14 protein-coding genes are annotated in these 15,274 nt (G+C 26.9%); 10 read left to right on the top strand and 4 right to left on the bottom strand.

Annotation, left to right across the window (positions count from 1 at the left end):
* Nucleotides 1-65 precede the first annotated feature (65 nt).
* From gltX to AELL_RS00610, 10 genes are all read left to right on the top strand, one after another.
* Entirely contained in the window at nt 66-1,475 is a 1,410-nt protein-coding gene (gene gltX, locus AELL_RS00565) for a glutamate--tRNA ligase (protein ID WP_118916072.1), read from the top strand.
* Between the two features lie 53 nt (nt 1,476-1,528).
* Nucleotides 1,529-1,795, top strand: a complete 267-nt coding sequence (rbp, locus tag AELL_RS00570; protein ID WP_118916073.1) for an RNA-binding regulator — start codon at nt 1,529-1,531, stop codon at nt 1,793-1,795.
* Nucleotides 1,796-2,018: 223 nt separating this feature from the next.
* Nucleotides 2,019-2,681 carry a response regulator transcription factor gene (locus AELL_RS00575; RefSeq protein WP_118916074.1) on the top strand — a complete coding sequence of 221 codons (663 nt, stop codon included), beginning with the start codon at nt 2,019-2,021 and terminating at the stop codon, nt 2,679-2,681.
* The gene (locus AELL_RS00580) at nt 2,656-3,810 is read left to right on the top strand and encodes a sensor histidine kinase (protein ID WP_129096284.1); all 1,155 of its coding nucleotides are present in this window, start codon (nt 2,656-2,658) and stop codon (nt 3,808-3,810) included. The genes AELL_RS00575 and AELL_RS00580 overlap by 26 nt, the downstream gene beginning before the upstream one ends.
* A 63-nt stretch (nt 3,811-3,873) precedes the next feature.
* Nucleotides 3,874-4,257: a FixH family protein gene (locus AELL_RS00585; protein WP_118916075.1), complete on the top strand. Its 384-nt coding sequence runs from the start codon at nt 3,874-3,876 to the stop codon at nt 4,255-4,257.
* A complete protein-coding gene (locus tag AELL_RS00590) occupies nt 4,257-5,453 on the top strand; it encodes a TolC family protein (protein WP_118916076.1) in 1,197 nt (398 codons plus the stop codon). The genes AELL_RS00585 and AELL_RS00590 overlap by 1 nt, the downstream gene beginning before the upstream one ends.
* A complete protein-coding gene (locus tag AELL_RS00595) occupies nt 5,450-6,454 on the top strand; it encodes an efflux RND transporter periplasmic adaptor subunit (RefSeq protein ID WP_118916077.1) in 1,005 nt (334 codons plus the stop codon). Before AELL_RS00590 ends, AELL_RS00595 begins: the two co-directional genes overlap by 4 nt.
* 6 nt (nt 6,455-6,460) lie before the next feature.
* Nucleotides 6,461-9,562 (top strand): efflux RND transporter permease subunit, encoded by a 3,102-nt coding sequence (locus tag AELL_RS00600; RefSeq protein ID WP_118916078.1) that lies wholly within the window; start codon nt 6,461-6,463, stop codon nt 9,560-9,562.
* A gap of 49 nt (nt 9,563-9,611) precedes the next feature.
* Nucleotides 9,612-10,190, top strand: a complete 579-nt coding sequence (locus AELL_RS00605; protein WP_118916079.1) for a YceI family protein — start codon at nt 9,612-9,614, stop codon at nt 10,188-10,190.
* Nucleotides 10,191-10,231: 41 nt separating this feature from the next.
* Nucleotides 10,232-10,555, top strand: a complete 324-nt coding sequence (locus tag AELL_RS00610; protein ID WP_118916080.1) for a hypothetical protein — start codon at nt 10,232-10,234, stop codon at nt 10,553-10,555.
* Between the two features lie 30 nt (nt 10,556-10,585).
* Here the strand turns inward: AELL_RS00610 and AELL_RS00615 are convergent, their stop codons facing one another.
* Genes AELL_RS00615 through AELL_RS00630 form a run of 4 tightly spaced genes read right to left on the bottom strand, consistent with a single transcriptional unit; the run spans nt 10,586 to nt 15,263 of the window.
* Nucleotides 10,586-11,944: an MATE family efflux transporter gene (locus AELL_RS00615; protein WP_118916081.1), complete on the bottom strand. Its 1,359-nt coding sequence runs from the start codon at nt 11,942-11,944 to the stop codon at nt 10,586-10,588.
* Nucleotides 11,945-11,959: 15 nt separating this feature from the next.
* On the bottom strand, nt 11,960-13,222 hold the full coding sequence (locus AELL_RS00620; protein ID WP_118916082.1) for a homoserine dehydrogenase: 1,263 nt from the start codon (nt 13,220-13,222) through the stop codon (nt 11,960-11,962).
* 10 nt (nt 13,223-13,232) lie between these two features.
* A complete protein-coding gene (locus AELL_RS00625) occupies nt 13,233-14,447 on the bottom strand; it encodes an LL-diaminopimelate aminotransferase (protein WP_118916083.1) in 1,215 nt (404 codons plus the stop codon).
* Nucleotides 14,448-14,453: 6 nt separating this feature from the next.
* Nucleotides 14,454-15,263 (bottom strand): hypothetical protein, encoded by an 810-nt coding sequence (locus AELL_RS00630; protein WP_118916084.1) that lies wholly within the window; start codon nt 15,261-15,263, stop codon nt 14,454-14,456.
* Nucleotides 15,264-15,274 lie beyond the last annotated feature (11 nt).

A 15,274-nucleotide genomic window follows, 5' to 3' on the forward strand; every position in this document is an offset into this window, starting at 1 on the left:
ATAGTAGTGATTGTAACGGGTGTAGGATTTTATATACAAAATAAAAAAGAGGAGAAATAATATAAATGGCAGTAACAAGATTTGCTCCAAGTCCAACTGGATATTTACATATTGGAGGATTAAGAACTTCATTATATAGTTATTTATGGGCAAGAAAAACTGGTGGAGAATTTAGATTAAGAATCGAAGATACAGACTTAGCAAGAAATAGTGAAGAAGCAATGAAAGCAATTATAAATGCTTTTGAATGGGTTGGATTAAACTATGATGGTGAAGTTTTTTATCAATCAAAAAGAACAGATATTTATAAACAATATATTGATAAATTATTAGAAAATGGAAATGCTTATAAATGTTATATGAGTAAAGAAGAACTGGATAGCTTAAGAGCAGCTCAAGAAGCAGCAAAACAAACACCAAGATATGATGGAACTTGGAGACCAGAAGTTGGAAAAGTATTACCAGAAATTCCAGCTGGAGTTGAACCTGTAATTAGAATAAAAGCCCCAACAACAGGAACAATAGAGTTTGATGATGGTGTAAAAGGTCATATGAAATTTGATGCTAATCAAGTTGATGATTATGTAATTGCAAGAAGTAATGGAATGCCAACATATAACTTTGTTGTTGCTATTGATGATGCATTAATGGGAATGACAGATGTAATTAGAGGTGATGATCATTTATCAAATACACCAAAACAAATTGTTGTTTATAATGCCTTAGGATTTAAAGTTCCAAAATTCTATCATGTACCAATGATTAACAATCCTGAAGGTAAAAAACTATCTAAAAGAGATGGTGCTATGGATGTTATGGATTATAAAAATCAAGGATATTTACCAGAAGCTTTATTAAACTTTTTAGTAAGACTTGGTTGGTCAAATGGTGATCAAGAAATTTTTTCTATGGAAGAGATGTTAGAACTGTTTGATCCTTCAAATATCAATAAATCAGCTTCTTCATATAATGCAGAAAAACTTTTATGGTTAAATAGTGAATATATTAAAGCTGTATCAAATGATAGATTAATAGAAGAGTTAAAATTCTTTGATTTAGATTTATCAAATCATCCAAAAAGAACAGAACTATTAGATTTAGGAAAACAAAGAGCACAAACTTTAGTTGATTTGAAAAAATCAATTACAGATATTATTGATGTTCCAACTTATTATGAAGAAGCAGGAGTTAAAAAATTTGTTAAAGAAGATACAAAAGAATTTTTAGAAAAATATCTTGTTTTATTAGAAAAAAATAGAGAAATTTTATATGATGTTGCAAAAATTGAAGAGATAACTAAACCATTTATTTCTGAATTAGGATTAAAATTCCCTCAATTATTTCAACCAATAAGAATCGCATTAACAGGTGGAACACAGGCTCCTTCGGTATATGACATAATTTCTATACTTGGATTTGACGAAGTTTCTACTAGATTAAACGAGGCTTTAAAAAGAAATTTTCAAAACTCTTGATTATTTGAAAATAATCAGGCATAATGTTCTAACTTTTAAAAAGGATAGAATAGATGAATATTTACGTAGGTAATTTATCATACAAAATGAATGATAAAGAGTTAGAAGGAATCTTCTCAAAGTTTGGTGCAGTGAAAAGTGCAAAAGTTATTATGGATAGAGAAACTGGAAAATCAAAAGGTTTCGGTTTTGTTGAAATGGCAGAAGCATCAGCTGGAAACCAAGCTATTGAAGCTTTAAATGGTAATGATTGCGAAGGTAGAACTTTAAGAGTTAACGAAGCAAAACCAAGAGAAGAAAGACCAAGAAGACAATTCTAATTAAGTTTATGTAGTGCTTTTGCACTACAAACTTTACAGCTTTAAATTAACTTTTATAAAAAGTTAATCATCCAAATCTATAAATTTAAGACTAATACTTCTATTCAAAGAACTAGTTTATATTTGTAGATACTAATAGATTAGTTATTGTAGGAGTTTTAGTATACCCTACTTCCCAAATTTTGATTAAAATTTATAATACAATTCAGACTTAAGGATTTGTATGAAAATTTTGTTGCTTGAAGATGATTTTATTTTAAACGAGATAATTGAAGAACATTTAGTTTCACAAAACTATGAAGTTGTTACAACTTATAATGGAAATGAAGCCCAAGAACTTTTATATTCTCAAACTTTTGACTTATTACTTTTAGATGTAAATGTTCCCGATATAAATGGTTTTGAACTTTTAAGTGATTTAAGAGTTCAAAACATTAAAACTCCAGCAATATTTATAACTTCACTAAATATGGCAGATGATATGCAAAAAGGTTTTGATAGTGGTTGTGATGACTATATTAAAAAGCCCTTTGAATTAAAAGAGCTTGATTTACGTATAAACAACTTAAAAAGACTTTTTAATATTTATCCCTTAACTTTAATAAATATTTCACAAAATGTTAATCTTGACACCCAAAATCTTATGATTATAAAAGATGAAGAAAAAATTCATATTGCAAAAAAAGAGTGTGAGGTTTTACAATATTTGATAAATAACTCAACAAAAACAGTAAGTATTGAGGAACTTAGTCTAAATCTTTGGGCATATGAAGAAACACCAAATGCTTCAACAATTAGAACATATATTAAAAATTTGCGTAAAATTTTAGGGGAAGAACAAATCTTAAATATACGAGGAGTTGGTTATAGATTTAACAAAAAGTGAAAAAATTACTTTCTTTAGATTTCTATTTTTATATTTAGGTTCTTCATTAATTTTGATGTTAATTACAACATTTTTTTACTATCAAAATGAAAAAACTTTATTTATTGATTTAATAAAATCAAATATGCAAAATGTAACTTCAAAAATTTCAAATGAAGTAATTGTATCCCATATGATGGGTACAAAGTTTGAAAAAGAAAAATATCTAAATTCAAAAGAGTACAAAATATCATTTTATGATAAAAATAAAGAGCTAATTTATGGTAATTTTAATGAAAAAGTAGATTTTAGCCAGAAATTTATCTTTGATGAGAAATCATTAATTTTAGTTGATAATTCAACAGTTGGACATCTTGGAATTGAGTATATTGTTTTAAAAGATATTAGTTTAGAAGTAAAAATTTATGAGTTAAAAGTATCTATAATTTTAATTTTTTTAGGTTTTTATTTTTTGGTTACAATAATTGGTTTTTATCTTGCAAAGCTATTTTTAAAGCCAATAAAAGATGAAAGAATAAAGTTAAATAATTTCATAAAAGATACAACACATGAGTTAAATACTCCAATAAGTGCAATTATGATGTCAACAGAAAGTGAAAATTTATCTTTAAAACAAATAGAAAGAATAAAACTAAGTGCTAAAAGAATAAGTGAAATTTATAAAGATTTAACTTATATATTTTTAGAAAATAAAGAGATAAAAAAAGAGAAAAAAGAGCTGGATTTATCTTTGATTATAAAAGAACAGATTGATAATTTTGAACCTTTATTTTTGAAAAAAAAGATTGAAGTTTTAACAAATTTAGAAACAACAATTTATAAAATAGATAAAGATGATTTTATTAGATTATTTAACAATCTTTTTTCAAATGCCATAAAATATAATAAAATTAATGGAAAAATTGAAATAACATTAAAAAACAGAGTTTTATCTGTAAAAGATAATGGAATAGGAATAAAAAAAGATAAATTAAAAGATATTTATAAAAGATATTATAGAGCAACAAGCCAAAATGGTGGTTTTGGTTTAGGTCTAAATATCGTAAATATGATATGTAAAAGTTATAACATAAAAATTGAAGTTAGTTCTATAGAAAAAGAAGGAACAATTTTTAAACTATATTTTTAACTCCACACAAACTGCACACAATATTTGATAAGATTTTTTCATAAATATTTCAAGGAGAAAATTATGAAAAATCTTTTCAAAACAATTCTAACTTTAGTTTTAGCATTAAACTTTTTAAATGCAGAACCAATAAATCAAAATGGTGAAAAAGATGGTTACAATGTTACTTTAACTAGTGAAAAATCACTTGTTGTTGGAGATAATGATTTTGTAATTAAGTTAGCAAAAGATGAAAAAACTATAACAACAGCAAAAGTTAAAATAAAATTTTTTATGCCAGAAATGCCAGGAATGCCTTATATGGAATATGAAGGAAAAGCTGAGTTAGTTGATGGTGTTTATAGAACAAAAATCAATTTTTCTATGGCTGGAACATGGCAATATCAACTTAAATTTAAAACAGATGATGATGTTGTTCATACAATTAGAGGAAGCGTAAATATCTAATGTTAAAAATAATTCTAACTTCATCTTTAACTTTATCACTTTTAAGTGCAATTTCAATTGATGAATTAGTTAATTCTACATTTGAAAATAGTTATGATTTAAAAAGTGTGGAAAAATCCATAGAGGTTGCTAATCATCAAATTTCAATAGCAAAAAAATGGCAGAATCCAATATTGTCTATGGGAATAAATGATTTATGGATAAATGATTTTAGTTCACGAAATAAAGAGGCAATGCAAGCCTCTTTTATAGGGATTTCACAAGTGATTCCAACAGGAGATAAACTTGAAATTAAAGAAAAAATTGCTTCAAAAGAGAAAAATATAAAGTTTTATGATTTTGAAGATAAGAAGTTAGAACTTGAATCAAAAATAAATGAGTTAGTTTATAATATTTTATTAGCTGAAGAAAAATATAGACTTTTGGAAAAGTTTGAAAAAAATCTAGAAAAACTTGAGAGTTTATATGGTTCTTTGTATAAATATCAAAAAGCAACACAAAATGAGATAATAAATTCTCAAATTTCAACAGTTGAGTTGAAAATACAAAAACAAAATCTAAAAAATCTAATAGATAATTCTTACTTAAAATTAGAACAAATAACATATACAAAAATAGATAAAATTGATGAGAAATTAGAGATAAAAAAAGTTGATTTATTAATTGAAAATTCTTCTCATCCAAAATTTAAAAGTTTAGAAGAGAATTCATCAAAACAACAAAGTATAGCTGAATTAGAAAGAGCAAAAAAGATTCCAGATGTTCAAGTAAGTTTGGCATATTTTCAAAGGGATGACAAGTTTACAGATTACGTAAATATGGCTGTTTCTATTCCTCTTCCAATTTATGATACAGAAAATGTTACAAGAGTTCAGGCAAAAATGAGTGCTAATGAAACTAATGATAAATTAGAACAATTAAAACATAACTTTGATATTCAATCAAAGATTCTTAAAAATAATCTAAATAATGCTTATGAAAATTACAATTTGATTGGTCAAAAGATAATTCCTTTAAAAGAAAAAATACAAAAAAATATTGAAACATTTAACACTTTTGATGATGTAAAACCTCAAGAGAGTATTAAAAATCTAAATGAGTTAATCACTTATCAAATAAAAGCAATTGATGAACAACAAAAATATTATGAAGCCTATTCAGGATTAATTTATTACTCAAATAAAGGTATAAAATGATTAAAAAATTACTTATAATCACCCTATTTCTAACTACTGTATTAAATGCTCAAATTATTGATGCAAAACAACTATTTAATAAAAAAATTGTAAAAGTAAAAAAAGAAGAAGTTATTGAAAATAAAAGTTTTTATGGAATAACAAAGATTGATGAATCATCAATTGTTGATATTGTAAGTAGATTTGATGGTTATATTACAAATCTAAATGCCAATAAAACCTATATGAATATAAAAAAAGGAGATGTTTTATATTCAATTTATTCTGATGATATATTATCTATTCAAAATGAGCTTCAAGTTGCAAAAGATATAAATAAAAATATCTATTCATCAACGCTTTTAAAGCTTGATAATTTTGATATATCAAAAGAGAATCAACAAAAAATTAAAGATGGAAAATTAAATAATAGTGGTTTTGTGGTTACTTCTCCTTTCAATGGAATTTTACTTCAAAAAAATATAAATAATAAAAGTGCAGTTAAAAAAGGAACTACCCTACTTCAATTAGGAAACCTTGATAAGATTTGGTTTGAAGCATCAATTTATCAAGAGGATTTGTCTTTTGTTAAAAAAGATAAAGAAGCAATGATTTATATTGATGGATTAAATAAAATGATTAACTCAAAAGTTGATTTTATCTACCCTATTTTTGATGAAAAAAGTAAAACTGTAAATGTTAGATTTATTATTGATAATGAAAATGGTGAGTTAATTCCAAGTATGTTTGGTAAGGTTGATATAAATATCAAAAAAGAGACTCTTTTAACTCTTCCAAAAACCGCTGTGTTAAAAAAAGCAAATAGTTTTTATGTATTTAAACCAACGTCAAATGATGAGTTTGAACCAGTGAAAATAAATGCAAAAAGAGTTGCTTCTAATAAATATCAAATAATAAGTGGGCTTGAAGAGAACGATGAAGTTATTAATAACGCCCTATTCTTATTAGATTCAGATGCGGTTACTAATAATTTATATGAATCAGACAACGAAGATTGGTAAAAAGTCATGGTAGAAAATATAATTTCATATAGCGTAAGAAATAAATTTTTAGTTCTATTTTTTATTTTTATATTAACACTTGGTTCTTTTTGGGCTGTAAAAAACACAAGTTTAGATGCCTTACCTGATTTATCTCCTCCTCAAGTAATAGTTCAAGTTGAATGGAGTGGACAAAGTCCAAAAACAATTGAAGAACAAATCTCTTATCCATTGATTTCAAGTTTGATGAGTTTGCCAAATATTGAAACTGTTCGTGCAATGAGTTCATTTTCAAATGCAATGATATATATTATTTTTAAAGATGGAACAGATTTATATGATTCAAGAAGTAGAATTTTAGAACAATTATCTACACTTCAAGGAACATTTCCAGAGGGGTCATCTGTTCAAATAGGTCCAGATGCAACAGGAGTTGGTTGGGCTTATGAATATGCATTAAAATCAAAAACAAAAAGTTTAGAAGAACTTAGAACTTTACAAGATTATTATTATAAATTTGCCCTACTTGGAGTTGATGGAGTTAGTGAAATTGCATCAATTGGTGGGTATATAAAAAATTATGAAATAACTCTAAATCAAGACAAATTAGTTCAATATGATTTGAGTATTGATGAAATTAAAAAAGTATTACAAGCAAACAATAGCGATACTGGTGGAAGAATAATTTTAGAAAATGGATATGAACATATTATAACTGCTCGTGGTTACTTAAAATCAGTTGTGGATATTGAAAATATTACAATCAAAACTTTAAATAATACACCACTAAAAATAAAAGATATTGCAACTGTTAATATCACTTCAACAAATAGAAGAGGAATGGCTGATTTAGATGGTGAAGGTGAAACAGTTGGAGGAATAGTAGTAGTTAGATTTGGTGAAAATCCATATAAAGTAATAAATGCAGTTAAAGAAAAACTAAAAACTCTAAATGTTCCTGATGTTGAAGTTGTTGAAGTTTATGATAGAAGTTCTTTGATTGATAAAGCTATAGATACATTAAAAAGAACATTGGTTGAAGAATCAATCATTGTTATGATTATTGCTGGATTATTTTTATTTCATTTTAGAAGTGCATTAATTATCATCATAACTTTACCAATTACCGTTTTAATTAGTTTTTTACTAATGAAAGCTTTTGGTATAGGTTCAAATATAATGAGTTTAGGTGGAATTGCTATTGCAATTGGAGCAATGGTTGATGCAACTATTGTAATGGTTGAAAATGCTCATAAACATCTACAAGGAAAAGAAAATATTTCAAAAGAAGAAAGAGTAAGTATCATAATTGAATCAGCTAAACAAGTAGGACGTCCAATATTTTTTGCATTAATACTTGTTGTAGTCTCTTTTTTACCAATCTTTGCTTTAAGTGGTCAAGAAGGAAGACTATTTTCTCCTTTAGCATTTACAAAATCATTTGCAATGATGTGTGGAGCAATTTTATCAATAACATTAGTACCTATTTTGATGATATTTTTGATAAAAGGGAAAATATTAAAAGAGGAAGAAAATTTATTAAATAGATTTTTTATAAAACTTTATTCACCACTTTTACATCTTTCTTTAAAATTGAAATATCTAATAGTAGCAATATTTGTAGGAACTTTAGTTTTTGCTGTAACAGTTTATGAAAAGCAAAAATGGGAATTTATGCCTATGATGAATGAACAAACTTTTATGTATATGCCTGTAACTCCTTATGGAATTGGGATTGATTTAGCAAAAGAGTTAGCACAAAAAACAAATATGGTAATCAAATCATTTCCTGAAGTTGAAAGTTCATTTGCAAAAGTAGGGCGTGCTCAAACTGCAACAGATCCAGCACCACTTGCGATGATAGAAACAATAATTACTTTTAAACCACAAAATGAGTGGAGAGAAGGTATGACATATAAAAAACTAATGGAAGAGATGGATAAAAATCTTCAAGTTAATGGACTTATAAATTCATGGACATATCCAATTCGTGGACGTATAGATATGCTTTTAACAGGAATTAGAACACCTTTAGGTATAAAACTATATGGAAATAATCACGAATTACTTGAAACTACAGCTTCAAAGATAGAACAAGCTTTAAAAAAATATGAAGGAACCTTATCTGTTTCAGCTGATAAAATGAATTCAGGATATTATTTGAATATTGAAATAAATGATGAAATGATTTCAAGATATGGAATAAGCAAAAAAGATGTATTAGAAGTAGTTTCATTAGGAGTAGGGGGAAGTCAAATTTCTACTTATTTAGATAAATTAGAACGATATCCTATAAGTTTAAGATTTGAAACAACTCAAAGAGAAGATATAAAAGCTTTAGAAAATTTACAAATAAAAACAAAATTAGGTTATCAGCCATTAAGACTTTTTGCAGATTTAAAATATGAAGAAGGACCATCAGTTATAAAATCAGAAAAAGCATTAAATGTTAATTTTATTTATATTACACCAAAAGATGGCTTCTCTGCAAAACAATATAAAGATGAAGCAAATAAGATTTTAAAAGAGATAAAGTTACCAGATGGTTACTATTTTGAATGGGCAGGGCAAAGTGAATATTTAGAATCAGCAATGAAAAAGTTAACTTATATTATTCCAATTACTTTTATGATTATATTTATTTTAATCTATTTAGCTTTGAAAAATTTAACTTATACTTTTGTTATATTTTTTACACTTCCTTTTGCATTAACTGGTGGAATATTCTATTTAGAATATCTAAATTTCAATATTTCTATTGCAGTTATTGTTGGATTTTTAGCTTTATTAGGTGTCGCAGCAGAGACTTCAATTGTAATGTTAGTTTATTTAGATGAAGCAATAAAAGAGTTTTATAAAAATAAAGAAGACTTTACAAATAATAATATTGTAGAAACTATATATAAAGGAGCAGTTTTGAGACTTCGTCCAAAACTTATGACTCTATTTAGTATTTTAGGAGGTTTGATTCCAATTATGTATATAAATGGCGTAGGAAGTGAAGTTATGCAAAGAATTGCAGCACCAATGATAGGTGGAATGGTAAGTTCAACATTTTTGACACTTATAATAATTCCTGCAATATTTTATATTATAATTTTAAAAAGAAATAATGTTTCTACACATTAAATAAACAATTATAATATACAATGACTAATCAATAAAATAAGGAGATAATATGAATTTTGTAACAAAAGTGACAAGTGCATTGATTTTAAGTATGGGTTTCGCAAATGCTGCTATTTATGATGTTGACGCCTCACATACAAATGTAGGTTTTACAGTAAAACATATGATGATTACAAATGTTAATGGAAATTTTGCTACTTATGATGCAAATATAGATTTTGATCCAGCAACAAAAACTTTTAAAACTTTTAGTGCTACAGTTGAAACAAATTCAATTAACACTGGAATAGAAAAAAGAGATGACCATTTAAGAAGTGAAGATTTTTTTGCTTCAGAAAAATTCCCTAAAATGACTTTTGAAATGACATCATATAAAGCAGATGGTGATGATGGTGAGATGAAAGGTAATTTAACAATTAGAGGAATTACTAAACCAGTTACTTTAAAAGTTGAAGATATAGGAACTATAAAAGATTTCAAAAATCAAAATAGGGTAGGATTTTCTTTAAAAGGTAAAATCAATAGAATGGATTATGATTTAAAATGGAACAAAGCTTTAGAGTTAGGTGGAGTTGCAGTTGCTGAAGAAGTAAAAATAACTGTTGAAGTTGAAGCAGTTGAGAAATAATATATTATAATTAAAAATAAAATTTAAAAAGAGGAAAACAAATGAAAATTAAATTAGCAGGTTTATTATTTGGAACATTATTAGCAACTACATCATTATTTGCAAATAACGGTTCTTGTGGTGCTGGAAAATGTGGTGGAGAGATGAAAAAAGAGATGGTTGAGAAAAAAAGTTCATCTTGTGGTACTGGAAAATGTGGTGCTAGTATGAAAGAGACAAAAAGTGCTTCTTGTGCTCCTGGAAAATGTGGTGGAGAGATGAAGAATGATATGTCTAAAATGAATAATGAGATGAAAGACATGAAAAAAGATATGAAAGAAGACGTTAAAGGTTCTTGCGGTTCAGGAAAATGTGGTTCTAAATAATTATTTATAAAAAGCCTCTTTTGAGGTTTTTTATATGGTTTTATTACAGATAGTTTTTAAAAGATTATTTGTATAAAAATATGCGAAAATTGCTGCACTATAAATCATAACTAATATACCAAGCCAAAGATATATAAAATCCAATTCAAAAAGTTTTACAATCACATATGCAATTAAAAGTTTTGCAATAATTTGTCTATATAAAGCAATATATAAAATCATTTTAGGTTGTTTTATTGCTTGTAAAGTAGATACGCAAATAAATAAAACTACATAAGCGTAAAATATCCATATCTCAACTAATAAATATTTTATTCCAAAATCAATAACTATTGCTGTAGAATCAAATAAAGATATTAAAAATTTGCCAAAAATCGTAAGAATTAAAATACCAATAGTAGAAAGAATAAATCCATATTTTATAGAGATTCTTAAAGTTTCAATAACTCTATCATATTTTTTTGCTCCAAAGTTGTTTGAAACAATTGTTAAAACAGCAGTGCTAAGTCCCAAAATTGGTAAAAGCATAAGTTGTTCAACTCTAAAAGCAATTCCATATCCTGCAACTGCCATTACACCATATTGAGCAACAAAATAAGTAAGTATAACTGAACCAATAGACATAATAAGCATATTTAAACTAGAAGGAATTCCTTGAGTTAAAAATAGTTTATAGACTCTTAAATCGGGTAAAAAATATGAAAGTTTTTCAAAATGAATAACTTTTGTTTGTAAGACTTTATAAAACATATAAATCATATTTATTATTTGAATTAAAACAGTAGCAAATGAAATACCTGATAGTCCCATTGCTGGAATAAATAAAAAACCAAACATAAACAATGGATTTAGAACTAAGTTAGCAAAGAAACCAAATATCAAAGTATTTCTATATGTTTTTGTATCTCCTAAAGCAACTAAAATAGAGTTTAGGGAAAAATTAAACATAAAAAATATTGTTCCAAATAAAATAGGATTTATATAAGTAATTGCATCTTGTAAATACTCATCTTTTGCACCAAGTAATACAAACATAGACGGAGCAAAAATATAACCCAAAATAGTAAGAAAAACACCAAGTATAGGAATAAAAAGTAAACCTTTATGTGCATAAATAGATGCTTGTTTATTTTTTCTTTTACCAAAAGAGTTTCCTAGTATTGCAGTTATAGCTGAACTAAAACCATATCCTAAACCAATAATTAGGAAAAATACCATAAATGATATGGTTAAAGCAGAAACAGCTTGAGTTGAGATAAATCCTGCGTAAAATGTATCTACTACATTATATAGAGTATTAAAAAGCATTCCTGTACTTGCAGGAATTGCTAATTGTTTTAGTAAAGATGAAATATTTTCGTTTAGTAAGTTTTTTGAGTTAGTTTTCAAGAGAAAATAAAAGAGTTACTCTTCTATTCTTATCATTGCTGGTTTTGCAAGAACAACACCAGAATTTTCTAACTCATTGATAGCTTTTAAAATATCTTTTTCAACACAAGTATGTGTTGTTAAAAGAAGATTAGCATTTTGTGTTTTTAACGGTTTTTGCATCATTGCTTCAATTGAAATAGAGTTATCTCCTAAGATAGTTGCAACTTTAGCTAAAGTACCTGATTTATCAGCAACTTCAAGTCTTAAATAATATTTTGTTTGAATATTATCTTTTGCCATTAAAGAGATTTTTTCACCTGGTTGATTCTCAAAACCAAGCATTGGTGAACCTTTTCCTTTTCTTGCAATATCAATAATATTTGCAACAACTGCTGATGCAGTTGCATCTCCACCAGCACCTGCTCCATAAAACATTGTTTCACCAACTTTATCTCCAACAACAGAGATACCATTCATTACACCATCAACTTTTGCAATCATTTTATCTTGTGGAATTAAAACTGGATGAACTCTTAATTCAATTTCACTACCAACTTTTTTTGCAATTCCTAAAAGTTTAATAGAGTATTCAAACTCTTTTGCAAAATCAATATCAGCTTTTGTAATATTTTGAATACCTTCTATTAAGATATCTTCTGGTTTAACATCAATTCCATATGCAATAGAACCAAGAATTAGAAGTTTATGTGCTGCATCAAAACCACCAACATCAAACGTTGGGTCAGCCTCTGCATATCCTAATTCTTGAGCCTCTTTTAGAATATCATTATAATTAACACCATCATTAATCATACGAGTTAGCATATAGTTACAAGTTCCATTCATAATACCTTGAATAGATTTGATATGATTTGCACTTAATCCATCTCTTAAAGCATTAATGATTGGAATTCCACCAGCAACTGCTGCTTCAAATTCAAATGGAATATCTCCAGCTAACTCTTGTAATTCATACCTATGATAAGCTAATAAAGCCTTATTTGCAGTAACAACAGCTTTTCCTTTTAGTAAAGCTTTTTTTACGATTTCATAAGGCTTTTCTACTCCACCCATTAATTCAACTACAACATCAATAGAATCATCTTCTAATATTTCATCAACATTAGTAGTTAATTTAATACTAACATCTCTTTTTTTGTCTAAGTTTGAAACTACACCAATGGTTGGTACAATCTCTTTTCCCGCACGTGCAGTAATAATATTTTTATTTTCTAATAAAATATTTGCAACGCTTGTTCCAACTGTACCAACACCTATAATTCCAACTTTTAGCATAATCTATTTCCTATTTTTCTAATGATTTTAAATATTTCTTTATATTTTTTGCAGCTTGTCTAATTCTTTTTTCATTTTCAATTAAAGCAATTCTTACATATTGGTCACCATAGTGTCCAAATCCAATTCCTGGACTTACTGCAACTTGAGCTTGAGTTAATAATTGTTTAGAAAATTCCATACTTCCTAAGTGTGCTGCAACTTCAGGGATTTTTGCCCAAATAAACATAGATGCATTTGGTTTATTCATAACCCATCCTGCATCAGCAAATGTTTCAAGCATTAAATCTCTTCTTTTTCTATATTTTTCAACATGTTCATCAACACACTCTTGTGGACCATCAAGTGCAACAGTAGCTGCAATTTGAATTGGTGTAAACATTCCATAATCAAGCCAAGATTTAATTCTTTTTAATGCACCGATTAATCTTTCATTTCCAACGATACATCCAACTCTCCATCCTGCCATGTTATATGATTTACTTAATGTAAAACATTCAACTGCAACATCTAAAGCACCTTCTGCTTGGAAGATAGAAGGAGTTTTATAACCATCAAATGTAATATCAGCATATGCAATATCAGAGATAATATAAAATCTTTCTCTTTTTGCCATTGCTACTAATTTTGTATAAAACTCAGGTGTTACTGTCGCACAAGAAGGATTATGAGGGAAGTTAACAACAACAAATTTTACTTTTGGAATTGATTCATTAATTGTTTTTTGTAATCTTTCAAAGAATAAATCTTCATCAACTTTAAATGAATCATCAAAACCTAATTCAAATTTATGAACAGCCGCACCGTTTAACATAAAAGCATATGAGTGAATTGGATAAGTAGGATCTGGAACAACTGCCACATCTCCAACATTTACAACAGCTTGAACTAAATGAACATATCCCTCTTTTGAACCCATAGTTGCACAAGCGTGTTTATTTGGGTCTAAGAAATCAACATTATATTTTCTTTTATACCAGTTACAAATAGCAAGTCTTAATTTATAAATTCCTGCACTTGCACTATAACCGTGATTTTTTGGTTTTGCAGATGCTTCAATTAATTTATCTGTAATATGTTGTGGTGCTGGACCATCTGGATTTCCCATTGAAAAATCAATTACATCAATTCCTGCACGTCTAGCTTCCATTTTAATATTATTTACTTCTGCAAACACATAGTTTGGAAGTCTTTTCATTCTTTCAAATTCAAATTCGTGGAACATTTTATACTACTCCTTAGTAATGTTAAGCCCATATTTTAAATTAGTTAGGCTATAAAAATCATCAATTTTGATATATTTTGTATTATTAGGTACATCAAGTTTTAAACTTTTGTACAAACTATCTTTTTCAACAACTTCAATAACATTGAAATCATTGTCATAGAAGATTATACTTGGATACCAACTATTACCAGCATTTGGGTTTATTGTTATACTTGAAATATTTGCCACTTGAACAATGTAAGGTTTAAGTGGTTTTCTTAACGATAATTGGTTTGTATTTATTAAATCTTCTGCTTTATAAATTGTAGAATTACTTGAATCTATATAGTAATTCCATTTATAATTTCCCTCTCTTTTAATATCAACAATATTGCAGTTTACACCCTGTAACTCTTGAGATAATCTGAGAGGGCTTATGGCGGCTGCGGTTTTTAATTTTATCGTCCATTTAAGTTGATTATCCACTACAACTTCACCTTGTGTGATGAAATCTTGATAACCTAATACTCTTAGTATATCACTAATGTTTTTCATTGATTTTTTAGGATTTGAATTGAAATAAAATGTTACTTCAAGATTTTGAACTGAGCCCAAATTTAATTTTAATATTCCATTATTTGATAATTCTTGACTAATTTTTGTGTAATCAATTTGTCCATTTTTATAGAAATTATTAGAGTTTCTAAATATATGATTAATCAAATTTCTATGTGTATTATAATCTGCATTTCCAATCAGATTTAAAACAGCATCATTTACACTTGCATAAGAACTTATATATAATGAAATAATTAAAATTAATTTTTTTATCATGTAATTCTTCT

This window comes from Arcobacter ellisii (genome assembly GCF_003544915.1).
In the GTDB taxonomy this organism is placed as follows: Bacteria; Campylobacterota; Campylobacteria; order Campylobacterales; family Arcobacteraceae; genus Aliarcobacter; species Aliarcobacter ellisii.

Coding starts and splice junctions, on each gene's coding strand:
- AELL_RS00625 (WP_118916083.1), bottom strand. CDS start 14,447: ATGTTCCACGAATTTGAATTTGAAAGAATGAAAAGACTTCCAAACTAT.
- AELL_RS00590 (WP_118916076.1), top strand. CDS start 4,257: ATGTTAAAAATAATTCTAACTTCATCTTTAACTTTATCACTTTTAAGT.
- AELL_RS00605 (WP_118916079.1), top strand. CDS start 9,612: ATGAATTTTGTAACAAAAGTGACAAGTGCATTGATTTTAAGTATGGGT.
- AELL_RS00600 (WP_118916078.1), top strand. CDS start 6,461: ATGGTAGAAAATATAATTTCATATAGCGTAAGAAATAAATTTTTAGTT.
- AELL_RS00575 (WP_118916074.1), top strand. CDS start 2,019: ATGAAAATTTTGTTGCTTGAAGATGATTTTATTTTAAACGAGATAATT.
- AELL_RS00630 (WP_118916084.1), bottom strand. CDS start 15,263: ATGATAAAAAAATTAATTTTAATTATTTCATTATATATAAGTTCTTAT.
- AELL_RS00585 (WP_118916075.1), top strand. CDS start 3,874: ATGAAAAATCTTTTCAAAACAATTCTAACTTTAGTTTTAGCATTAAAC.
- AELL_RS00620 (WP_118916082.1), bottom strand. CDS start 13,222: ATGCTAAAAGTTGGAATTATAGGTGTTGGTACAGTTGGAACAAGCGTT.
- gltX (WP_118916072.1), top strand. CDS start 66: ATGGCAGTAACAAGATTTGCTCCAAGTCCAACTGGATATTTACATATT.
- AELL_RS00610 (WP_118916080.1), top strand. CDS start 10,232: ATGAAAATTAAATTAGCAGGTTTATTATTTGGAACATTATTAGCAACT.
- rbp (WP_118916073.1), top strand. CDS start 1,529: ATGAATATTTACGTAGGTAATTTATCATACAAAATGAATGATAAAGAG.
- AELL_RS00595 (WP_118916077.1), top strand. CDS start 5,450: ATGATTAAAAAATTACTTATAATCACCCTATTTCTAACTACTGTATTA.